The following is a 21,415-nucleotide window of genomic DNA, read 5'->3' on the forward strand; positions in this document are numbered from 1 at the left end:
TTCAAAAAATTGGCATTGAACATAGTGCACGCTGTTGAGTTCTCAAGGAACGGACGCACCCGAGTTACAGCCCAACGGCCTGCCCTCAAGGCAACTTCCCTACTGTACCACGCGCTCCTGCGGATCCGATCCGCACGGCTGAGCCGGCGCGGAGTCGTGCCCCTGAAACGTCGGCCCGGAGGCATCCGCTTCGAGGAGGTGTGGAATCGTCATCTTAGGCTTGAAGCAACCGAGTCGCAATGAAGCGCCTACGAGGCTGTTTGGCTAAGACCTGTCCGCTTCGCCCGGGGCTTTCGCTCCCGGCCGCCGCGGCGACGTGGACAACCATACGCAGCGCCGACCCCGGATCACAAATCGGTCTCGGATCCCGCGCGTGTCGCGCCATCCGCTCGCCGTCGCCGTGGGCTCGACCACCGGGCCGAACCCCCGATCAGCGCCGGATCGGTCAGCCGAAGTGCCGCGGGTCGGGCCCGAGCCGGCCGGCGCGCTCGATCGCCGTGATCCGCTCCATCTCACCGTCGGAGAGTGCGAAGTCGAAGACGTCGAAGTTCTCGGCCATGCGCTCGCGCCGGTTCGACTTCGGGAACACGATGAAGCCGCGCTGGAGGTGCCACCGGATGACGACCTGCGCGGGCGTCTTCCCGTGCGCCGCGGCGGCCTCGGCCACCTCGGGCAGCTCGAGCAGCGGGTACTTCCCCTGCCCGAGCGGGCCCCACGACTCGATCCCGATGCCGTGCTCGGCAGCGAACTCGGTCGTCTCCGGCTGCTGGTGAGCCGGGTGGAGCTCGATCTGGTCGACCGCCGGCACCACGTCGGCCTCGTCGAGCAGGCGCTGCAGGTGCGGGACCATGAAGTTCGAGACGCCGATCGAGCGCGCGCGTCCCGACTCGCGGATCTGCTCGAGGGTCCGCCACGACTCGACGTAGCGGTCCTGCGCGGGCACGGGCCAGTGGATCAGGTACAGGTCGACGTACTCGAGCCCGAGGCGATCGAGGCTGCCGTCGAAGGCGTCGAGCGCCGACTGCGTGCCCTGGTCGTCGTTCCAGAGCTTCGTCGTCACGTAGAGCTCCTCGCGCGGGATGCCGGAGGCGGCGACCGCTCGACCGACGCCCTCCTCGTTGCCGTAGATGCGCGCGGTGTCGAGGTGGCGGTACCCGACCTCGAGCGCATCGGTGACGATGCGCTCGGTCTGGGCCGGGTCGACCTGGAACACGCCGAAGCCGAGCTGCGGGATCGAGTGGCCGTCGTTCAACTGGATTCGCGGTACGAGAGTGTCGCTCATACCGCCATGCAACACGTTCCCGCCGTCCGAGCCATCCCTCGTTCGCGGGGCGCGAACGCGGCGCGCGGCGCCGGGTGCTCGCCCGCGGAGTCGGTCAGCCGAGCCCGCGCTCAGGCCGCCGAGGCCGACGCGGCACCGCGGTCGGCGGCGCTCGCGAGGCTCGAGGCCATGAGCGCCACGGCCTCCGCCTGGTCGAGCCCGCTCCGGCGCACCAGTGTCCGCCAGGTCCGGAAGTCCACGGCGAGCGCCGCGGCCGCGAGGAGTTCCCGCGTCCGAGCGCGCTCGGGCCACGCCTCGACGAGCACGTCGCGGGCGAGGGCCATCGGGCCGCCCATGCGGAGCTCGTTCACCTCGTGCAGCACCGGGTCGCGTTCTCCGTCGCGCAGCACGTTGGCGATGAGCGACTCGTGCTCCGCCCAGTAGGCGTACACCTCGGCGAGCGCGGCTTCGGCGCGCGACCTGGGCGATGCGATCGCCCGCCACGGTGCGGCGTCGGGGAACGGATGCTCGTCGACGTGCAGGCCCGAGCAGGCGAGGAACAGGGCGCGGTCGTCCGGGAAGTGCCGGTACAGGGTGCTGCGCTGGACGCCGGCCCGCTCGGCGACGGCGCTGAACGAGCTCTCGCCGGGACCGACCGTGCGATGCAGCTCGAGCGCCGCCTCGACGATCCGGCGGCGGGTGTGCTCCTGCTGCTCCGCGCGCGCCCTCTGCTCGTATCTCCGTGCCATCCCTGAATTCTACGCACATATGTGTTCGATCAATTGACAACCCGGCGATCCGGGTCGTACCGTTCTTTCGTCGCACACTGCTGTTCACTGAAAGGCCGACCACCATGACCACGATCGACATCGCCTCCGCCGCGTGCACCGTCCTCGCTCCGGGCGACGACGGATGGGACGAGGCACGCGGGACGTTCAACCTGCTCGACGACCAGCGTCCGGAGCTGATCGCCCTTCCGCGCGACACGGCGGAGGTCGTCGAGGCCGTCGCGCTGGCCCGGCGTGCCGGACTGCGCGTCGCGGCACAGGGCACCGGTCACGGCGCCTCGTCGCGCGACACGCTCGCGGGCGCCCTGCTCGTGAACACGTCGCGCATGCTCGACGTGGAGATCGACCACGCCGAACGACGGGTTCGCGTCGGCGCCGCGGCCAAGTGGGAGCACGTCGCACCGATGCTCTCCGAACGCGGGCTCGCCGGGCTGCACGGCTCGTCGCTCGACGTCGGCATCGCCGGGTATTCGATGGGCGGCGGCATCGGATGGCTCACCCGACGCCACGGCCTGCAGACGAACGCCGTCCGCGCGATCGAGCTCGTGACCGCCGAGGGCGAGGTCGTGCGCGCCGACGCCGAGCACCACGACGACCTGTTCTGGGCGCTGCGCGGCGGCGGCGGCAACTTCGGCGTGGTCACCGCCATCGAGTTCGACGTCGTCGCCGTGCCCGAGCTCACCGCCGGATCCTTCTTCTTCCCCGTCGACCGCACCGCGGACGTGCTCCGGACCTGGACGCGGCTGCTGCCGACCTTCCCCGAGGAGCTGACGACCTGGGTCACGGTCATCCACTTCCCGCCGACGCCCGAGATCCCCGAGGTCGTCCGCGGCCGGTCGTTCGCGATCGTCATGGCGGCCCACCTCGGCAGCGAGGCCGAGGCGCGCAGGCTCCTGCGCCCGCTGGAGGCGCTCGGCCCCTCGATGGACACGCTCGGCATGCAGGAGCCGATCGCGCTCGGGACGCTCGCGATGGATCCCGAGTCGCCGCTGCCGTACCGCTCGACGACGGCGCTCGTCGACGACCTCCCCGACGCGACGATCGACGCGGTGGCCGAGCTGGCGGGAACCGGCGGCTCGCTCGCGATGCTCCAGATCCGCCACATCGGCGGCGCCTTCGGCCGGCGGCCGGCGGACGCGGGGGCACGGGCGACGCTCCCCGGCGAGATCCTCGTCTTCGGGTTGGGCGTGCCGATGGACGCCGAGTCCGGCGCCGCGGTCGCCCGCGGGCTGGCGGCACTCGACGACGTCCTCGCACCCCACCTCGTGGGCGAGTACCCGAACTTCGTCGAGCACCCCGTCGACGCGAGCCGGTTCTTCGACGACGCGACCTGGGCGCGGCTGCGCGCAGTGAAGGCGACCTGGGATCCTGGAGATCGCGTCCTGGGCAACCACCACGTCCCGCCCGCGGCCGCGCACGCCGCCGCCTGAGCGCACCGCGACGCGCGCGTCCGCGCGGCCGGCGCGAGGCTAGGATGGAGGGCTATGCCCGCGCCCGTCCCCGCCACGATCACGTACCCGGCCGACCTGCCGGTCAGCGGTCGACGCGACGACATCGCGCGCGCCATCCGCGACCACCAGGTCGTCATCGTCGCGGGCGCGACCGGCTCGGGCAAGACCACCCAGCTGCCCAAGATCTGCCTCGAACTGGGCCGTGAGTCGATCGCGCACACGCAGCCGCGCCGCATCGCGGCGCGCACGATCGCCGAGCGGGTCTCGGAGGAGCTCGGGGTCGAGCTCGGCGACCTCGTGGGTTACCAGGTGCGCTTCACCGACCGCGCGAGCGCGGCCACGCGCATCAAGGTGATGACCGACGGCATCCTGCTGAACGAGATCCACCGCGACCGCGACCTGCGCCGGTACGACACGATCATCATCGACGAGGCGCACGAGCGCAGCCTCAACATCGACTTCCTGCTCGGGTACCTGAAGCGCCTGCTTCCCCGCCGGCCCGACCTGCGCGTGATCATCACGAGCGCGACGATCGATCCCGAGAGCTTCGCGGCCCACTTCCCGGATGCCTCGGGCGAGCCGGCTCCGATCATCGAGGTGTCCGGGCGCACCTACCCGGTGGAGGTCCGGTACCGTCCGCTCGTCTCGGAGTCCGCCGGCTCCGGCGGAGGCGAGGAGGCCGACGACGAGGGCGCGGCGGCCGAGGACCGCGACGTCCAGCAGGGCATCCTCGACGCGCTCGACGAACTCGGACGCGAGGCCACCGGCGACGTCCTCGTGTTCCTCTCGGGCGAGAGCGAGATCCGCGACGCCGAGGTCGCCGTGCGCGCGCACGCCGCGCGTCGCGGCGCGGCCGACGTGACCGAGGTGCTGCCGCTGTACGGGCGGCTGTCGTCGGCCGACCAGCACCGCGTGTTCGAACCGTCGAACGTCGCGGGACTGCGGCGCCGGGTCGTCCTCGCGACGAACGTCGCCGAGACGAGCCTCACGGTCCCCGGCATCCGCTACGTCGTCGACGCCGGCACGGCGCGCATCAGCCGGTACTCGGCGCGGTCGAAGGTGCAGCGCCTCCCGATCGAGCCGATCTCGCAGGCGTCGGCGAACCAGCGCTCCGGCCGTTCCGGCCGCACGAGCGACGGCATCGCCATCCGCCTCTACTCCGAGGACGACTTCGAGAAGCGATCGGAGTTCACCGACCCCGAGATCCTGCGCACGAACCTCGCGGCGGTCATCCTCCAGATGGCCTCGCTCGGCCTCGGCGCCGTCGAGGACTTCCCCTTCCTGACGCCGCCCGACGCCCGTGGCATCCGCGACGGCGTCGACCTGCTCCGCGAGCTCGGTGCGATCGACGAGGCGGATGCCGCGGCCGGGCCGCAGCTGACCCGCATCGGCCGCCAGCTGGCCCGCCTGCCGATCGAGCCGAGGTTCGCGCGCATGGTGCTCGAGTCGAAGGCGCAGGGCGTCAGCCGCGAGGTGCTCGCGATCGTCGCGGGACTCACGATCCAGGACCCGCGCGAGCGGCCGCTCGAGCGCCGGGAGCAGGCCGACGAGATGCACCGGCGGTTCGTCGACCCGACGAGCGACTTCCTGACGCTGCTGAACCTCTGGAACCACCTCGAGGAGCAGCAGCGCGAGCTCTCGGGCAGCGCGTTCCGCCGCATGTGCCGCTCCGAGTTCCTCAACTACCTGCGCGTGCGCGAATGGCAGGACCTCTACCGTCAGCTCGTGCGGCTCGCCAAGCCGCTCGGCCTCCATGTGGCGAGCGCGGCGGGTGCGCCGAACCCCGACGGCATCCATCGGTCGCTGCTCGCCGGGCTCCTCTCGCAGATCGGCATCCGCGACGACAGCCGCACCTCGAGCGGTCGCGGCGGTGCGGGCACCCAGCGCGAGGCCGAGCGCCGCGGACGGCGCCCGCAGGCCGAGTTCGCGGGGGCGCGCAATGCGCGGTTCGTGGTGTTCCCGGGGTCGGCGCTCGCGAAGAAGCCGCCGGCCGCGATCATGGCGGCCGAGCTCGTCGAGACGAGCCGCCTGTTCGCGCGCACGGCCGCGGCGATCGACCCGGCCTGGGCCGAGCAGCTGGCCGGCCCCCTCGCGAAGCGCTCGTACTCCTCGCCGCGCTGGGAACGCCGCCAGGGTTCGGCGGTCGCCGACGAGAAGGTGCTGCTGTTCGGCGTGCCGATCATCCCGAAGCGCCGCATCCAGCTCGCCCGGGTCGACGCCGCCCTCGCACGCGAGCTCTTCATCCGGCACGCGCTCGTCGAGGAGGACTGGGACTGGAACCGGCTCGACAAGCGGGTGTTCGCGTTCGTCCGTCGCAACCGCGAGCTGCGGCGCGAGCTCGGCGAGCTCGAGGAACGCACGCGTCGCCGCGACGTGCTCGCGGGCGACGAGGCGGTGGTCGCCTTCTACGAGCAGCGACTGCCGGCGGATGCCACGGACGCGCGCGCGTTCGAGCGCTGGTGGCGCGCGGAGCACCGGACGCACCCCGACCTGCTCACGATGACGCGCGCCGACCTCCTCGGCGACGACGAGGTCTCGACCGACGGCGGACTCCCCGACCGCTGGCGGCAGGGCGACCAGACCCTGACGCTCCGCTACCGGTTCGAGCCCGGCGCCGACGACGACGGCGTGACCGTGCAGGTGCCGCTCGTGCTGTTGCCGCGACTCGATCCGACTGGCTTCGACTGGCAGGTTCCGGGCTTCCGCGACGAGCTCATCACCGCGATGCTGCGGACGCTTCCCAAGGTGCTGCGCCGCCAGGTCGTGCCCGCCGCGGAGTGGGCGGCGAAGATCGCCGCCGAGCTGCCCGACGGACCCGAGGCGGGCGAGGCGCGTGCGCCGTTCGCCGAGACCGTCGCCGGCGTCATCAAGCGCCTCACGTATGCACCCGTGACGGCCGAGGACTTCGACCTCGACCGGGTGCCGCCGCACCTGCGCGTGACGTTCCGGGCGGTCGACGAGCGCGGTCGGACCGCGGGCGACGACAAGGACCTCGCCGCGCTGCAGGCGCGCCTCGCCGAGCGGGCGGGCCGAGCGGTCGCCTCGACGTTCTCCGACGCGCCTGCGGGTCGTCGCGGGCAGGGTCGGGCGGATGCCTCGGGCTCGGCCCCGGGCGGGTCGGCGACCGGTACGGATGCCTCGGGCCGCGACGACCGCGGGCCGAGGCGCGGCGCACGCGGCGGTGCGCCCGGCGCAGCCGCCGCATCCGGCCCGACCTTCGCCGAGCGCACGGGCCTCACGACCTGGGACTGGGACGACCTGCCCGCCCACGTCGACACCCGGCAGGCCGGCAACGTAGTGCGCGCGTATCCCGCGCTCGTCGACGAGGGCTCCTCGGTGGCGCTGCGCCTGGTCGCGACCGACGACGAGCGCGACCGGGCGTCGCGCCGCGGGATCCGTCGCCTGCTGATCCTCGCGACGCCGACGCCGGTGGCGTACGTGCAGGAGCACCTGTCGAACCAGGAGAAGCTCGCGCTGGCCTCGAGCGCGTACGCCGGCCCGCGCGCGCTGCTCGACGACTGCCTCGCGGCCGTGGTCGACGCCGAGCTGCGCGAGCGGCACGCGGACGGGCTCGTGCGCACGCGCGCCGAGTTCGAGGCGGCGCGCGACGCGGTCTCCGCGAACGTCATGGATCGGATGTTCGAGACGGTGGGCCTGGTGTCGAGGATCCTCATCGCGGCCCGCGACGCCGACCGCGCGATCTCGAAGGCGTCGAGCCTGCAGCTCATGTCGGCGCTCGCCGACGCCAGGTCGCAGCTCGAGGCGCTCGTGCCATCCGGCTTCGTGTCGGGCACCGGGCTCGAGCGGTTGCGGCACCTGCCGCGCTACCTCGAGGCGATCACCGTCCGGGTGCGGCGGATGCAGGAGAACCCGGGCCGCGACCGCCAGGTCGTGACCGAGTTCGACCAGGCCCGCACGGCCTACGAGAAGGCCGGCGGCACGTTCCCGATCGCCGCCGAGGCCGACGCGCGGCTCGTGCGGGTCAGGTGGATGCTCGAGGAGCTCCGCGTCGGCCTCTTCGCCCAGGAACTGCGCACCGCCGAGACCGTCTCGGTCAAGCGCGTCGTCAAGGCGCTCACCGAGTGAGCGCGGCGAGCCGCGCGGCGTAGCCCGGCTCGAGCTCCTCGAACCGGGCGTCCCACCGGGCGCGGTCCTTCGGGGCGGCCGGGTCGGCGAGGTGCCAGGCGAGGCTCTCGAGGTAGGTGTGCCAGCCGGGCCCGTAGTCGGGCCGTGTCACGTGCTCGTGCTGCAGGCTGAGTCGCGTGCGCGCCCCGTCGGCCTCGAGGCGGACGGTCAGGAGCGTCGGCGCCTCGCCGACCACGGTCCACGTCGTCGTGAACCCGTTCGGCCGGTCGCACGAGACGACCTCGCCGTCGCAGTAGACCTCGCCGTCGCGCGTGAGCGCCTGCCAGTGCCCGCCCAGCCGGAAGTCGCCGCGGTACGCCGCCATCCATCGAGCGAGGCGCTCGGGCGTGGTGATCGCCTCCCACAGGTCGTCGGGGTCGGTGTCGTAGACGTCGTCGAACGCGAGCCGGAACCCGGGCTCGTCGGCGTGGATCTCTCCGGTCACGGCCATCATGCGTCCTTCCGTCGGGCGCGCGCTCCGCGCGCGATCTCGGTGTGCAGGGCGTCGAGCCGCTGCGGCCAGAGCCGCCGGTAGCGCTCGAGCTGCGCGTCGGCCGCGTCGAGCCCGGTGCGTTCGAGCGCGTAGATGCGGCGAGCGCCGTCGGCGCGGACGGTCGCGAATCCGTGCTCGCGCAGGATCCGCAGGTGCCGCGACACGGCGGGCTGCGTGATGCCGAACTCGCCCGCGACGACGTCGACCACGGAGCCCGCCGGCCGCTCTCCGTCGGCCAGCAGGTCGAGGATGCGGCGGCGCACCGGGTCGCCCAGGACGTCGAACGCGTGCACGCCGCCATCCTATCATTCTGATGTTATATATGGAAGAACTGATGCGATCGCGGTGCGCGGGCGGGCGCCATCCGCGTCGATAGGATCGAGCCACCGTGGCCGGCTACACAGATCTCCTCAGGACCAAGGGCGTCGCGCGCATCATCGCCGCCCAGCTGACCGCACGATTCCCCTCGGGCATGCTCTCGCTCGCGTTCCTGCTCCACGTCGAGCAGCAGACGGGATCGTACGGCGCCGCCGGACTCGTGCTCGCCGCCACCTCGATCGGGCAGGCGATCGCCGGACCCATGACCAGCCGGCTCATGGGCCGGTTCGGCATGCGACCCGTGCTCATCACGACGCTCGTCGTGTGCGTGGCCTCCGTCGTCGCCATCGGCGTGCTGCCGCTCACGGTGCCGCTCTACATGGCGATCGGGTTCGTGTGCGGCCTCGCGACGCCGCCCGTGCAGCCGGCCGTCCGCACGATCTACCCGAAGATGGTGAACTCGCGGCAGCTCACGCCGCTCTTCTCGCTCGACGCCTCCGCGCAGGAGATCATCTGGGTCGTCGGCCCGGTCGTCACGACGTTCGTCTCGACGCAGATCGGCACGGTCTGGGGCATCCTGCTCGCCGCCGCCCTCATGGTCGTCGGCGGTGTCTGGTTCATCTCCTCGCCCGAGCTGGGTCGCGTGCGCATCCCCCGCTCGAAGCGCGCGTTCGGAAAGGTGCTCGCGCGCCCGCCGGTGATGCTCGCGACGATCGTCGGCTTCCTCCTCATCGGCGCGTGCGCCGCGATCGAGGCGGGCGTGGTCGCGGCGTTCGGCCACGACGGCGCCGAGGCCGGCATCGTGCTCGCGATCTTCTCGATCGGCAGCCTCGCCGGCGGCCTCGGCCTCGGGCACGTCCCGATCGGGCCGTGGTCGACGGCCCGCCGCATGTTCATCGTGTTCGCCGGCACCGCCCTCGCCGCGTTCTCGATGGACTTCTGGTGGCTCGCGCTCACCCTCTTCATCGCCGGGATCGGCATCGCACCGGCCCTCGCGGTGCTGTTCGCGATCGTCTCGGCGAGCGTGAAGTTCTCCGACACCGCCGAGGCCTACGGATGGGTCGGCACGGGCCAGCTCATCGGCGCCGCGCTCGGCTCGGCGCTCGCGGGCTTCCTCATCGACGGCTTCGACGCGGTCGGCGCGTTCTGGGCGGCGACCGTACTCGCCTTCCTCGGCTTCGTCGTGCCCGCGCTCGCGCGGCGATGGCACCCCGACCTGCGCGGTCGCGACGCGAGCCCGATCCCCGACACCGAACCGGTCACGATCACGCCGAGCTGACGGGCTCGACGCCGACGCGATCCAGAGACGAAAGGCGAACGGATGCCGCATCCGCCCCTCGCACCCCTGATCCCGCTCTCCGACGGCCGGGCGATCCCGCAGGTCGGCTACGGCATGTACAAGGTCCCGGCGGCGGATGCCACGCGACTCGCGCTCAGCGCGATCGAGCTCGGCTACCGGCACCTCGACACCGCCGCCCTCTACGGCAACGAGGCCGAGGCCGGCGCCGCCGTGCGCGAATCCGGCCTGCCCCGCGAGGAGCTCTTCGTCACGAGCAAGGTCTGGAACGACGACCACGGCTACGACGAGACCCTCCGCGCGTTCGACGCGGCCATGGCGCGCTTCGGGCTCGACCGGCTCGACCTCTTCCTCATCCACTGGCCGGTGCCGTCGCGCGACCGGTACATCGACACCTGGCGGGCGCTGGTGCGCCTCCGCGACGAGGGCCGCGTGACCTCGATCGGCGTCTCGAACTTCCACGCGCACCACTTGGAGCGGATCATCGGCGAGACCGGCGTCTCGCCCGTGGTGAACCAGGTGGAACTGCACCCGTGGCTGCCGCAGCGGGAGCTCCGCGCGTTCCACGAGCGAGCCGGCATCCGCACCGAGGCGTGGTCGCCGCTCGCGCGCGGGCGGCTCCTCGGCGACCCCGTGCTCGAGCCGATCGCCGCGAAGCACGGCCGCTCGGTCGCGCAGGTCGTGCTCGCGTGGCACGTCGCCCAGGGCACGATCGTGATCCCGAAGGCCTCCAGCCCGGAGCGCATCGCCGAGAACCTCGACGTGTTCTCGTTCGAGCTCGACGAAGCGGATGTCGCGGCCATCGCGACCCTCGAGTCCGGCGAGCGCACGGGCCGGGACCCCGATTCCGACTGACGCGGCGCGCGGGACGCGGCATCCGTCTCGGCCTGCACGCTCACAGCGGACCGCAACCCGATCGTGACCCGACTTGCAGCCGGCATCCAGACATCGGATCCGGCCGCGGGGCTACGGTGACCGCATGGACAGCCGAGGAATCCGAATCGCAGGGCTCGTCGCCCTCTCCGCGCTCCTCCTCACGGGCTGCAGCATGGCCTCGGGAGGCTCCGACAGCGGCACGTCCGAGCCCGACATCGGAATGGAGGCGCCCGCCGACGGCGGCGGCGTCGCGCCGCGCGACGAGCAGCCGTTCACCGAGGACGAGCAGGCCGGCTCGATCGAGGAGGACCAGGACGTCATCAAGACCGGCTGGATGGCGATCACCGTCGACGACCCCATCGACTCGGCCGCCGAGGTCGCCGCGCTGGTCGACGCCGCCGACGGACGCATCGACAGCCGCAACGAGACCCCCGGCACCGAGACCCAGCAGGCGCGGGCGACGCTCGTCGTGCGGATCCCCGCCGACCGCTTCGACGACGTGCTCGCCGATCTCAGGGAACTCGGCGAGGTCGACTCGGTCCAGCTCGACTCCACCGACGTGAGCCAGCAGCGGCGGGACCTCGACTCGCGGATCGAGTCGCTGCAGACCTCCGTCGATCGGCTGCGCTCGCTCCTCGCGGAGGCCGACGACGTCGGCGACCTCATCGCGATCGAGTCCGAGCTCACCACCCGTCAGTCGGAGCTCGACGCGCTCACGGCCCAGCGCGACGCCCTCGTCGACCAGGTCGACTACTCGACGCTCACGGTCGAGCTGCTGTCGGAGGGCCTCGCACCGGAGGCCGGCCCGAACGACTTCTGGAGCGGCGTCGTCGCCGGATGGAACGCGCTGGTCGGGTTCGTCTCGGGCCTGCTCGTGCTGATCGGCGTCATGCTGCCGTGGCTCGCGCTGCTCGCGGTGCTCGCCGCGATCGTGGTCGGGATCATCGTGCTCGCGACCCGCGGCGGGCGCGGGCCGCGCGGGGGTGCGCCCAAGACCGATGGCGAGGGCGACCGTCCGGCGTAGGTGGCGCCGTGAGCGCTGCCTTGCCGCGATCGCCAAGAGTGTACGTTAGGCCCTGGCGTACTCTTGCATCCTCGGCATTCGCTATTGAACGGAATGTATCGTCATGAGCGGACTCACCCCGGATCAACACCAGCGCATCACTGCTTGGGTCGAGTGGGCGGACCCACTCTCCGCGACCAACCGTATCCTCCACGAGCAGACCCGCATCCCGTCCTCCGGCGAGTTGACCATCGTCATCGCAGATGAGGTGGGTGACGCGCTCACCCGGGCTCTCGTGAACGGCACGCTCGCCCTCGATGGGCCCAACGCCGAACAGCAGATGGCCGCCGCCCGAGACCTACTCGTCGAGGACCTCATCGAGACTGTCCGCGAGACGATCCTGATTCCGACCGAGGAAGAGCGAGGGATCATCGATGCATGGCTCCGTTGGATGGACGCCGAAGGCGCCGTCCGCGCTCGCCTCGGCGTCGCACGCATTCGTGCGGCGCGACGAGGGCTAGTGGGGTTGGGCGTGGAGTACCTCGAACTGTACGTGCGCGAGGCCTTTACCACCCTCCAGATCGACATGACCGCCCAGCGCTTTACCCAGCGCGACGTGATTCAGCACCGCGACGAGGCACTGGCAGCCTTCGTCAAGAAGCTGGACGGCCTGCTCCCCGGAGAACTTCCTCGACCTGGACGAAACGCGCTGGGCTGGCGACCGCCCGCCCTCGGCGTTCGACCGGTGGGAGCTGCGTGGCAAGATGCTCGAATGCGCGTCGTCGCACGAGACGGACTCCGCTGCCGAATTTGCGGTACTGACGTCTTCGTCACGTCCGGGCCGCACCCCCAGCGACTCCACATTGATCATGTTGTCCCCCTTGCCAATGGCGGAGCACCATTGGACGTCGACAACCTCCGCGTAACGTGCCAGTCGTGCAACCTCGCGAAAGGCTCAAGGTGAATCCGCTTCGACTGCTTCCCGTGGCGTGCCATTGATCGATAACTCGGGCGCCTCTCTCGCCGGCAAGGCTCGGTCCTCGCAGAACCTGCCACTTGTTCGACCAGGTGGAGGTGCTTCGCGCGACGACCTCGGCGTTGATATCGCCCTCCGGCCACGGACGGCCTTATCGCGACGCCTTCGGAGCTCGGTCCCAGACCGTTTGCTGCGACAAGCTCCTTTCCCAAGCCCCTGAAGGTGCCGACCGCCCGGCGTAGGCTGGCGCCGTGACCGCCGACACGACCCCGGAATCCCTGCTCGACGACGACCTGCTCACCCGGTTCCGCGAACGCGCCGCCGGCTACGACCGCGAGAACGCGTTCTTCGCCGAGGACCTCGCCGAGCTCGCGGACCTGGGCTACCTCGGGGCGCTCGTGCCCGCCGGTCTCGGCGGCCTCGGCTGGAGCCTCGCCGACGTCGTGCGGGCGCAGTCGCGCCTCGCGACCGCGGCCCCCGCGACCGCCCTCGGCGTGAACATGCACCTGGTCTGGACCGGCGTCGCGCGCGTGCTCCACGACCGCGGCGACGACGCCCTCGACTTCGTGCTGTCCGAGGCGGCCGCGGGCGAGGTCTTCGCGTTCGGGATCAGCGAGGTCGGGAACGACCTCATGCTGTTCGGTTCGGGCACGATGGCCGACCCGCAGCCCGACGGCAGCGTCCGGTACACGGGCCGCAAGATCTTCACCTCGCTCTCGCCCGCGTGGACGCGACTCGGCGTGCACGGGCTCGACACGGCGTCCGTCGACGGCCCGAAGCTCGTCTACGGCTTCATCGACCGCGAGGACCCCGACGTCCGGACCCTCGACGACTGGGACACGATCGGCATGCGCGCCACGCAGAGCCGCACCACCGTCCTGGACGGTGCCGTCGCGGCATCCGACCGCATCGTGCGGCGACTCGACCCGGGTCCGAACCCCGACCCGTTCGTCTTCGCGATCTTCGCGTGCTTCGAGCTCTTCCTGAGCGCCGTGTACGCGGGCCTCGCCGAGCGGGCGCTGGCGCTCGCGGTCGACGCCGCACGCTCGCGGACGTCGGCCCGCACCGGGCTGGCCCGGTCCGAGGATCCGGCGGTGCGTCGCCGCATCGCCGAGGCCGCGCTCGCACTCGACGGCGTCACGCCGCAGCTCGTCGGCCTCGCGGACGACGTCGCCGACGGGACGGACCACGGCGCCTTCTGGTTCGCCAAGCTCTCCGGCGCGAAGGTGCGCACCGTGCAGGTCGCCCGCGACGTCGTCGACGCTGCGGTCCGGGTCGCCGGCGGCGCGACGTACTTCGCCGGGAACGAGCTCGGGCGTCTCCAGCGCGACGTGCTCGCCGGCGTCTTCCACCCCTCGAGCGACGACGGCGCCCTGAACACGATCGCGAACGCCTGGCTCGGCCCGGTGGCGGACTGACGGCTCGGCGGAGCACCCCGTCGTCTGGCTAGACTGGCGCCGCGGCGGTCCGCCGCGTCCGAAGGAGGTCCCTCGTGAGCGTGTTCCCGTTCCTCATCGCCATGGCGCTGTTCGTGTTCGGAATGTGGGTGTTCAGCATCGCCGACGTGGTGGTCGGCCTCGAGGCGCTCGTCTTCTTCGGCGGCATCGTCTGCGTCTCGCTGTCGCTCGCCATCCCGTTCAACGTCCTCGGCCGGCGCGAGTCCGGCGTCTGATGGGGCTGCCCGGCGCCGACACGATCGTCACCTATCCCGCGGGCGACCTCCGCGCCGAGGCACGGGTCCTCGCGGTGTCGCCGCACGGCGAACGCCTCGCCGTGATCACGGACCGCACGAGCATCCACCCGGTCGACACCGCCTGGCCCGACCAGCCCGCCGACGCGGGCGTGCTCCGCGCGGGCGTGCGGGAGTACCCGATCCGCGACGCGGTCGTCGCCGCGACCGACGGCACCGACCTGCACATCGGCAGCGTGCCCGCCCGTCCCGGCACCGAGGGCTGGTCGTTCCTCGTCGCGCACCTCCTCGACGCCGACGCCGAGGTCGGCGAGGGCGACGAGGTCGAGCTCGAGGCGGATGCCGCGACCCGCCGGGCACTCTCGATCGGCCACACCGCCTGCCACGCGGCCTCGCTCGCCCTGAACCGTGCGCTGGCGGGCCGCTGGTCGAAGGCCGCGCGCGAGGACGCGCTCGGCTCGCCCGACTTCGACGGCATCGCGATCGCGTCCTCGCGCATCGAGCCGTCGGGCTCGGTCGATCGCTACCGGCTGAACAAGTCGCTGCGTCGGGCCGGATTCGACGCGGCCGGGCTCGCGGACGGGCTCGACGAGCTCGCGGCATCCGTCGACGCGACGCTCGCCGACTGGGTCGCCGACGACGCCAGGGTGCGCGTCGAACGCGTGGGCCACGACCTCACCGACCGGCGCACCTGGGTCTGCGAGCTCCCGCACGCCTCCGCGCGGATCCCGTGCGGCGGGACGCACGTCGGCTCGCTCGGCGAGCTCGGCGCCGTGCGGGTCTCGTTCGCCATGGAGGAGGACGGCGGCACGCCCGTGCTCGCGATGACCACGCGCGCCGCGGCATCCGCCTGACCCCGATCGCACCCGCGTCGGGTCCGCGGCGATGCCCGCCCGCCGATCCCTGAGCGTTCCTCAGCCGCGAGGTCCCCGGACGGGTCTACGATGACGATCGTGGGAATTCGCATCGAAAAGGTCGACCTGCCCGGGATCGGCTTCCGCCACGACCTCGTCACCGACAGCGGTCGGCGCATCAGCGTGGTGTCGCACCGGGACGGCGAGCGCGACCTCGGGGTCTTCGACGAGGACGACCCCGACGAGTGCCGCGACACCATCCCGCTGAGCGACGACGAGGCGGCCGCCCTCGCCGACGTGCTCGGCGCCTCCGTCATGCTCGCTCGACTGACCAGCCTGTCCGACATGACGACCGGGCTCTTCACGGAGCAGATCGCGCTGCCGACGGACTCGCCCTACCTGAACCACCCCCTCGGCGACACCAAGGCGCGCACGCGCACCCACTCGTCGATCGTGGCGATCATGCGCGACGGACAGGTGATCCCGTCGCCCATCCCCTCCGACGTGCTGCGCGCCGGTGACGTGATCGTCGCCGTCGGCACCCGCGACGGACTCGACGGATTGGCCCGACTGCTCGCCAACGGCCCCGACTGACGCCGGGGGCCCGATGCACGAGACCACGCTGCTCCTCATCGAAGTCGGCGCGCTGCTCCTCGCCATGAGCCTCCTGGGGCGCCTCGCCATCCGCATCGGCCTCTCCCCGATCCCGTTCTACCTGCTGCTCGGCCTCGCCTTCGGCAACGGCGGCCTCCTGCCGTTCGACGCGAGCGAGGAGTTCTTCGCCACCGGCGCCGAGATCGGCGTCATCCTGCTGCTCGCCCTGCTCGGGCTCGAGTACACCGCGGAGGAGCTGGTCATCGGCCTCCGGTCGTCGCGACGCGCCGGCATCGTCGACGCGCTGCTGAACGCGCTGCCCGGCGCGGCCTTCGCGCTGCTGCTCGGGTGGGGGCCCATCGCCGCCGTCGCCCTCGCCGGCGTGACCTGGATCTCGTCGTCCGGCGTCATCGCCAAGCTGCTGCGCGACCTCGGCCGGCTCTCCAACCGCGAGACGCCGGGCGTGCTGGCCATCCTCGTCATGGAGGACCTCGCCATGGCGTTCTACCTGCCGGTGCTGTCGGCGCTCGTCGTCGGCGCGAGCCTCCTGCAGGGCGCGATCGGCGTCGCCATCGCCGTCACGATCGTCATCGTGATCCTGTTCCTCGCCCTCCGCCACGGCCACGTCATCTCGCGGTTCTTCCCAGCCGAGCACGCCGAGCCGCTGCTGCTCGGGGTGCTCGGCCTCGTCATGCTCGTCGCCGGGCTCGCCGCCGAGGTGAGCGTCTCGGCCGCGGTCGGCGCCTTCCTCGTGGGCATCGCGCTCTCGGGCCGCGTGGCGGCCAACGCGAGTGCCGTGCTCACGCCGCTGCGGGACCTGTTCGCGGCGATCTTCTTCGTCTTCTTCGGGCTGGCCACCGACTCGTCGGCGATCCTCTCGATGCTGCTGCCGGCGGCGGCGCTCGCCGCGCTGACGATCCTCACGAAGCTCGTGTCGGGCGCGTACGCCGCAAGGCGCGCCGGAGTCGGCACGTTGGGCCAGTGGCGCGCCGGCCTCGTGCTCGCCCCGCGCGGGGAGTTCTCGATCGTCATCGCCGGGCTCGCGGTCGGCTCGGGCATCGAACCCGCGCTGGCGCCGCTCGCGACGGGCTACGTGCTCATCACCATCCTCGCGGGGACGTTCCTGGCACGCCTGCCGGATGCCGAGTGGTTCCGCGCCGCGGTGCGACGCCGGTCGAACCCCGGGAGGAAGGGGCTCTCCGCGGCCAAGCCGTAGCGCGCGACGGTCGGGCCGTCAGACGCCGTTGCGGTCTCCCGCGGCGGACTCGGCCGCGGCCCCGTCCTCGTCCACGGCCCCGTCGTCCTCGTCCTCGGCCTCGGCGAGGAGCTCCCGGACGCGCGGCACGACCTCGGTCGCGTAGAGCTCGATCGTGCGCAGCATCGCCTCATGGGGCAGCGTGCCGTTGGAGTACTTCAGGTCGAAGCGCTGCCCGCCGATCGTGCGCAGCGTCGCTGCGATCTTCCGGGCGACGGTCTCGGGCGAACCCGCGTAGAGCGCACCGTTCGGTCCCGCCTCGCCCTCGAAGTGCTCGCGGGTCACGGCCCCCCAGCCGCGCTCGCGGCCGATGCGGTTCATGATGACCTCGTAGTGCGGCCAGAGGGTCTCGAGCGCCTGCTCGTCGGTCTCGGCGACGATGCCGGGCGAGTGCACCGCGACGGGCTGCGGTTCGTGGCCGAACTGCGCGAGCGCCTTGCGGTAGAGGTCGGCGAGCGGGGCGAACCGTACGGGGCTGCCGCCGATGATCGCGAGTACGAGCGGCAACCCGTAGTGCGCGGCGCGGACGACGGACTCGGGACTCCCGCCGACGCCGACCCAGGTCCGGAGCGAGCCGTGCTCGACCTTCGGGAAGACCTCCTGGTCGGTGAGCGAGGCGCGCAGCTTCCCGGTCCACGTCACCGGCTCCTGAGGGAGCAGCTCGGAGAACAGGTTGAGCTTCTCCTCGAACAGGTCCTGGTACTGGCTGAGGTCGTAGCCGAACAACGGGAAGGACTCGATGAACGAGCCTCGACCGAGGATGACCTCGGCACGTCCCCCGGAGACCGCGTCGAGCGTCGCGAACCGCTGGTAGACGCGCACTGGGTCGTCCGAGCTCAGGACCGTGACGGCCGAGCCGAGGTGGATCCGCTCGGTGCGCCCGGCGATGGCCGCGAGCACGACCTCGGGCGCGGAGATCGCGAACTCGTGGCGGTGGTGCTCGCCGACGCCGAAGAAGTCGAGGCCCAGTCGATCCGCGAGCTCCGCCTCGGCGACGACGTTGCGGAGGACCTGCGCCTGCGGCAGCGGATCGCCGCCCGGCCCGAGGGTCACGTCGCCGAAGGTGTCGAGTCCGAATTCGTGGTTGCGCGCCATCCGCTGCTCCCTGTCCTGTGATCGATGCATCTGCATGCACCTGATCGGAACCCCGTCTGCTGAGAGACTATTCCGTGGGGATCGGGGAATGCTCGCCCCGGCGAGCGCGTTCACGATGGAGACGGCCCCGGGTGGCCGTCCCGATGCTGGCGCGCCCGGCAGCCGGGCAGGAGCGGAGGAGCGCACGTGGCGGAACGACCGACGATCGGCATCTTCGGCGCCGGCAAGGTGGGCACCGCGCTCGCGCGCCTGCTCGTCGATGCCGGCTACGAGGTCGCGCTCGCCGGCTCGCCGCGCCAGACGGCGCTCGAGCTGCTCGTCTCGGTCGTCGCGCCGGGCGCGCGTGTGACCGACGCCGATCGCCTCGCCGCCGACTCCGACGTGATCGTCGTCGCGGTGCCCTTCGGCAAGGCGCCGACCGTGCCGTGGGAGTCCTTCGACGGCAAGGTGGTGGTGGATGCCACGAACTACTGGCCCCCGGTCGACGGACACATCCCCGAGATCGACGCGGACGAGCGCACCACCAGCGAGATCCACGCGGCCCTGAACCCCGCCGCGCGCGTCGTGAAGTCCCTCAACCACCTCGGCTACCACGACATGGAGGACGACCCCATGCCGCCGGGCTCGCCGCTCCGACGGGCGATCGCGGTGGTCGGCGACGATGCCGACGCACGCGAGGCGGTCGCCCGCATCATCGACGACCTCGGGTTCGATCCGGTCGACGGCGGCGCGCTCGGCAACGGGCGCGCGCTCGAACCGGGCCACCCGGCCTTCGGGCGGGAGCTCTCCGCGCGCGAACTCGCACGCCTGCTCGAGGCCGAGCGCGCGGTCGCGGCATGACGGCGGCGCGTCGGCACGCCTGACGCCGTCAGGCCGAGACCGGCCCGTCCGTCTCCGGATCGATCACCGGCCGGGGCGGCGCCTCATCGGCCGGACGCTCGCGCTCGGTGCGCGCGGTCCCGAGCCGCTGGCGGAGGTCGACCAGCCCGACGACGAGCGCGACGACGAGCAGCGCGCCGACGGCGGCGATCCCCACGGCGTACGCCTGGTGGAACACGTCGATCCGGGGCTCGGCACCCTGCCCGCGGTACACCGTCGAGTAGAACAGCGAGAGCGCGACGGCCGTGCCGATCGCGGTGCCGATGCGCTGGCCGAGCTGCCCGACCGAACCCGCCAGCCCGCCCCGCCGGATCGGGATGTCGGCGAGCGCGAGCACCTGGTTCGGGGCGATGACGAACCCGCCGCCGGCCCCGCCGATGAGCATCACGGCCGCCATCAGCCACGGCGTGAGGTCTGGCGGCGTCGCCACGGCGACGAGCACGAGCAGCCCGAACCCGATGAGGAGCAGGACGAGCCCTCCGACGACGAGGGGCCGCCCGACGCGGTTCACGAGCCGGCCGCCGAGCCACGACGTGACGGCGCTCGTGAGCGCGAAGCCGATCGTCACCATCCCGGCGAAGACGGGCTCGAGCCCAAGGCCCTGCTGCAGGTACAGCGTCGTCAGCAGGAACGACGCCGGCATCGCCGCGAAGTACACGGTCGCGAGCAGCGTGCCGTTGCGATAGGAGCGCAGCGAGAAGAGGTCGAGGGGAACGAGCGGCGCCCTGCCGGATGCCGCGTACCGCCGCTCCCACCAGAGGAACGCGCCGAGCGCGACCGCGAAGACGGCGAGCGTCCACCAGCGCGCGGGGTCGTCGTCGGGCGAGCCCGTGGTGAGGAGGAAGGGCCACATGAGCGACGTGACGACCACGCCGAAGATCCCGACGCCGACGGGGTCGAGCGAGATGCGCCTCGCCTCGCCGGGAGGGCGCCCCGGCAGCAGCCGCGCGGCGAACGCGATGGCGACGAGCGCGAGCGGCACGTTCATCCAGAAGATGCCGCGCCATCCGTCGTCGGGCCCGCCGATCGCGATCGCGAGCCCGCCGAGCGTCGGGCCGAAGGCGGTCGCGATGCCGATCGTCGCGCCGAACAGGCCGAATGCCGCCCCGCGCTCCGCACCCTGGAAGAGCTGCTGCACCATGCCGAGCACCTGGGGCATCTGGATGCCGGCGGCCACGCCCTGCAGCAGGCGCCCGGCGAGCAGCACGGGCGCGCTCGGCGCGAGCGCGCAGACGAGGCTCGTGAGCGCGAACAGGCTGAGGCCGACGATGAACATCGTCTTGCGCGACCCCTGGTCGCCGAGTCGCCCGGCCGGGACGAGCGTGAGGCCGAACGCGAGCACGAAGCCCGAGACGAGCAGGCCGAGCTCCGTCGGACCGGCGCCGAGCGCCTCCTCGATCGACGGCAGCGCGACGTTCACCTTCGTGAGGTCCATGATCGTGAGCGCGGCGACGCCGACGCACACCCAGTAGGCGCGCCAGCGGTGATCGTTCGCCTCGCGAACGGGAGGCACCGGGGGTTGCGACATCCGCTCCAGCCTACGCCCGCGCCGACCCGGCTCCGGCCCTGCTGGGACCCCCGGCGGTCGGCGCGGATGGACGCGGTCGCCTACGGCTGCAGGCGCTCGACCCGCCAGGGCGAGCCCGCCGCGGCGTCGCCGTCGCGCTGGAAGACGAGTCGATCGTGCAGCCGCGACGTCCGCCCCTGCCAGAACTCGACCCGCCAGGGTCGCAGCCGGTACCCTCCCCAGCGTTCCGGACGGCGGATGTCATCGACGCCCGCGTACTCCTCCTCGAGTTCGCGCACGCGCTCCTCGAGCTCGGCGCGCGAGCCGATGGGCTCCGACTGGCGGCTCGCGGTCGCCGCGATGCGGGACCCGTACGGCCGGGTCGCCCAGTACGCGTCCGACTCGTCCTCCTCGATCGTCCCGACCGTCCCGGTCACGATCACCTGCCGGTGGACGAGGTACCACGGGAACACGAGCGTGGCGGTCGGATTCGCCGCGAGCGCCCGCCCCTTCCGCGACGAGCGATCCGTGTAGAAGACGAATCCCCGGTCGTCGACGCCGCGCAGCAGCACGGTCCGGCTCGACGGCACGCCATCCGCGTCGATCGTGCCGAGCACCATCGCGTTGGGCTCGTACACCCCGCGGTCGTCGGCGTCGGCCAGCCAGCGGTCGAACTGCACGAACGGGTCCTCCGCGAGCTGCGCCTCGTCGAGCCGCTCCTCGCCGTAGTCCTTGCGGCGGGTCAGGGCGTGCTCGACGGCCCGGTCGATCCGCTCGGGGTCCGTCCGGTCGGGGTCGATCGCGTCGCTCATGGTCCCAGCGTAGGAGGCGACGACGAAGCCCCCGGGATCCGAGCGGATTCCGGGGGCTTCATCAGGTTGGTGGACCCAGGGGTGTCTGAGTTCACGACATGTGTCACAGGTGATACGTCGCTCATGTCTCGTGACATAGGT

General features: G+C 72.2%; 19 protein-coding genes. 12 read left to right on the forward strand and 7 right to left on the reverse strand.

All coding sequences use genetic code 11. The features are described 5' to 3' along the window. Nucleotides 1-445: 445 nt before the first annotated feature. Complete coding sequence (locus GLX25_RS06950) at nucleotides 446-1,282, reverse strand: aldo/keto reductase (RefSeq protein WP_155841591.1); 837 nt, start codon at nucleotides 1,280-1,282, stop codon at nucleotides 446-448. 110 nt (nucleotides 1,283-1,392) lie between these two features. After that, nucleotides 1,393-2,010, reverse strand: coding sequence for a TetR/AcrR family transcriptional regulator (locus GLX25_RS06955; RefSeq protein WP_155841593.1), 618 nt, complete (start codon nucleotides 2,008-2,010; stop codon nucleotides 1,393-1,395). 104 nt (nucleotides 2,011-2,114) lie between these two features. On the opposite strand from GLX25_RS06955, the gene GLX25_RS06960 reads away from it, so the two are divergent. Both GLX25_RS06960 and hrpA read left to right on the forward strand, forming a co-directional pair. After that, entirely contained in the window at nucleotides 2,115-3,479 is a 1,365-nt protein-coding gene (locus GLX25_RS06960; protein WP_155841595.1) for an FAD-binding oxidoreductase, read from the forward strand. A gap of 54 nt (nucleotides 3,480-3,533) precedes the next feature. Then, complete coding sequence (gene hrpA / locus GLX25_RS06965) at nucleotides 3,534-7,586, forward strand: ATP-dependent RNA helicase HrpA (RefSeq protein ID WP_155841597.1); 4,053 nt, start codon at nucleotides 3,534-3,536, stop codon at nucleotides 7,584-7,586. On the opposite strand, the gene GLX25_RS06970 is transcribed toward hrpA, so the two are convergent. Continuing rightward, nucleotides 7,576-8,076 carry an SRPBCC domain-containing protein gene (locus GLX25_RS06970; protein WP_166548557.1) on the reverse strand — a complete coding sequence of 167 codons (501 nt, stop codon included), beginning with the start codon at nucleotides 8,074-8,076 and terminating at the stop codon, nucleotides 7,576-7,578. The genes hrpA and GLX25_RS06970 overlap by 11 nt on opposite strands. Beyond that, a complete protein-coding gene (locus GLX25_RS06975) occupies nucleotides 8,076-8,411 on the reverse strand; it encodes an ArsR/SmtB family transcription factor (protein ID WP_166548558.1) in 336 nt (111 codons plus the stop codon). The genes GLX25_RS06970 and GLX25_RS06975 overlap by 1 nt, the downstream gene beginning before the upstream one ends. Nucleotides 8,412-8,506: 95 nt before the next feature. On the opposite strand from GLX25_RS06975, the gene GLX25_RS06980 reads away from it, so the two are divergent. The 9 genes from GLX25_RS06980 (at nucleotide 8,507) to GLX25_RS07020 (ending at nucleotide 16,942) form a co-directional block, all read left to right on the forward strand. Continuing rightward, the gene (locus GLX25_RS06980) at nucleotides 8,507-9,715 is read left to right on the forward strand and encodes an MFS transporter (RefSeq protein WP_166548559.1); all 1,209 of its coding nucleotides are present in this window, start codon (nucleotides 8,507-8,509) and stop codon (nucleotides 9,713-9,715) included. Nucleotides 9,716-9,757: 42 nt separating this feature from the next. Then, nucleotides 9,758-10,588: an aldo/keto reductase gene (locus GLX25_RS06985; RefSeq protein ID WP_155841601.1), complete on the forward strand. Its 831-nt coding sequence runs from the start codon at nucleotides 9,758-9,760 to the stop codon at nucleotides 10,586-10,588. 124 nt (nucleotides 10,589-10,712) lie between these two features. Next, nucleotides 10,713-11,633 (forward strand): DUF4349 domain-containing protein, encoded by a 921-nt coding sequence (locus GLX25_RS06990; protein ID WP_155841603.1) that lies wholly within the window; start codon nucleotides 10,713-10,715, stop codon nucleotides 11,631-11,633. A 103-nt stretch (nucleotides 11,634-11,736) separates the two neighbouring features. Further along, complete coding sequence (locus tag GLX25_RS06995; protein ID WP_155841605.1) at nucleotides 11,737-12,576, forward strand: HNH endonuclease; 840 nt, start codon at nucleotides 11,737-11,739, stop codon at nucleotides 12,574-12,576. 263 nt (nucleotides 12,577-12,839) lie between these two features. Then, nucleotides 12,840-14,006, forward strand: coding sequence for an acyl-CoA dehydrogenase family protein (locus GLX25_RS07000; protein ID WP_166548560.1), 1,167 nt, complete (start codon nucleotides 12,840-12,842; stop codon nucleotides 14,004-14,006). A 74-nt stretch (nucleotides 14,007-14,080) separates the two neighbouring features. Further along, the gene (locus GLX25_RS07005) at nucleotides 14,081-14,260 is read left to right on the forward strand and encodes a hypothetical protein (RefSeq protein WP_155841607.1); all 180 of its coding nucleotides are present in this window, start codon (nucleotides 14,081-14,083) and stop codon (nucleotides 14,258-14,260) included. Continuing rightward, nucleotides 14,260-15,132 carry an alanyl-tRNA editing protein gene (locus GLX25_RS07010; protein WP_155841609.1) on the forward strand — a complete coding sequence of 291 codons (873 nt, stop codon included), beginning with the start codon at nucleotides 14,260-14,262 and terminating at the stop codon, nucleotides 15,130-15,132. The genes GLX25_RS07005 and GLX25_RS07010 overlap by 1 nt, the downstream gene beginning before the upstream one ends. A 99-nt stretch (nucleotides 15,133-15,231) precedes the next feature. Next, entirely contained in the window at nucleotides 15,232-15,726 is a 495-nt protein-coding gene (locus GLX25_RS07015) for a cation:proton antiporter regulatory subunit (RefSeq protein ID WP_166548561.1), read from the forward strand. A gap of 13 nt (nucleotides 15,727-15,739) precedes the next feature. Beyond that, entirely contained in the window at nucleotides 15,740-16,942 is a 1,203-nt protein-coding gene (locus GLX25_RS07020; RefSeq protein ID WP_155841613.1) for a cation:proton antiporter, read from the forward strand. Between the two features lie 18 nt (nucleotides 16,943-16,960). On the opposite strand, the gene GLX25_RS07025 is transcribed toward GLX25_RS07020, so the two are convergent. Continuing rightward, nucleotides 16,961-18,076 carry an LLM class flavin-dependent oxidoreductase gene (locus GLX25_RS07025; RefSeq protein WP_155841615.1) on the reverse strand — a complete coding sequence of 372 codons (1,116 nt, stop codon included), beginning with the start codon at nucleotides 18,074-18,076 and terminating at the stop codon, nucleotides 16,961-16,963. Between the two features lie 186 nt (nucleotides 18,077-18,262). Here GLX25_RS07025 and GLX25_RS07030 point away from each other — a divergent pair, with 186 nt between their 5' ends. Continuing rightward, nucleotides 18,263-18,916, forward strand: coding sequence for an NADPH-dependent F420 reductase (locus GLX25_RS07030; protein ID WP_166548562.1), 654 nt, complete (start codon nucleotides 18,263-18,265; stop codon nucleotides 18,914-18,916). 28 nt (nucleotides 18,917-18,944) lie between these two features. Here the strand turns inward: GLX25_RS07030 and GLX25_RS07035 are convergent, their stop codons facing one another. Both GLX25_RS07035 and pdxH read right to left on the reverse strand, forming a co-directional pair. Further along, complete coding sequence (locus tag GLX25_RS07035) at nucleotides 18,945-20,483, reverse strand: MFS transporter (protein ID WP_155841617.1); 1,539 nt, start codon at nucleotides 20,481-20,483, stop codon at nucleotides 18,945-18,947. 80 nt (nucleotides 20,484-20,563) lie between these two features. Further along, on the reverse strand, nucleotides 20,564-21,274 hold the full coding sequence (gene pdxH / locus GLX25_RS07040; RefSeq protein WP_155841619.1) for a pyridoxamine 5'-phosphate oxidase: 711 nt from the start codon (nucleotides 21,272-21,274) through the stop codon (nucleotides 20,564-20,566). Nucleotides 21,275-21,415 lie beyond the last annotated feature (141 nt).

Source organism: Agromyces luteolus, assembly GCF_009729855.1.
Taxonomy (GTDB): Bacteria; Actinomycetota; Actinomycetes; order Actinomycetales; family Microbacteriaceae; genus Agromyces; species Agromyces luteolus.

Excerpts from the sequence above, each read along its gene's own strand:
- GLX25_RS07035 (WP_155841617.1), bottom strand. The coding sequence starts at position 20,483 with ATGTCGCAACCCCCGGTGCCTCCCGTTCGCGAGGCGAACGATCACCGC.
- GLX25_RS06950 (WP_155841591.1), bottom strand. The coding sequence starts at position 1,282 with ATGAGCGACACTCTCGTACCGCGAATCCAGTTGAACGACGGCCACTCG.
- GLX25_RS07010 (WP_155841609.1), top strand. The coding sequence starts at position 14,260 with ATGGGGCTGCCCGGCGCCGACACGATCGTCACCTATCCCGCGGGCGAC.
- GLX25_RS06955 (WP_155841593.1), bottom strand. The coding sequence starts at position 2,010 with ATGGCACGGAGATACGAGCAGAGGGCGCGCGCGGAGCAGCAGGAGCAC.
- GLX25_RS06985 (WP_155841601.1), top strand. The coding sequence starts at position 9,758 with ATGCCGCATCCGCCCCTCGCACCCCTGATCCCGCTCTCCGACGGCCGG.
- GLX25_RS07020 (WP_155841613.1), top strand. The coding sequence starts at position 15,740 with ATGCACGAGACCACGCTGCTCCTCATCGAAGTCGGCGCGCTGCTCCTC.
- hrpA (WP_155841597.1), top strand. The coding sequence starts at position 3,534 with ATGCCCGCGCCCGTCCCCGCCACGATCACGTACCCGGCCGACCTGCCG.
- GLX25_RS06990 (WP_155841603.1), top strand. The coding sequence starts at position 10,713 with ATGGACAGCCGAGGAATCCGAATCGCAGGGCTCGTCGCCCTCTCCGCG.
- GLX25_RS06995 (WP_155841605.1), top strand. The coding sequence starts at position 11,737 with ATGAGCGGACTCACCCCGGATCAACACCAGCGCATCACTGCTTGGGTC.
- GLX25_RS07025 (WP_155841615.1), bottom strand. The coding sequence starts at position 18,076 with ATGGCGCGCAACCACGAATTCGGACTCGACACCTTCGGCGACGTGACC.
- GLX25_RS06960 (WP_155841595.1), top strand. The coding sequence starts at position 2,115 with ATGACCACGATCGACATCGCCTCCGCCGCGTGCACCGTCCTCGCTCCG.
- pdxH (WP_155841619.1), bottom strand. The coding sequence starts at position 21,274 with ATGAGCGACGCGATCGACCCCGACCGGACGGACCCCGAGCGGATCGAC.
- GLX25_RS06970 (WP_166548557.1), bottom strand. The coding sequence starts at position 8,076 with ATGGCCGTGACCGGAGAGATCCACGCCGACGAGCCCGGGTTCCGGCTC.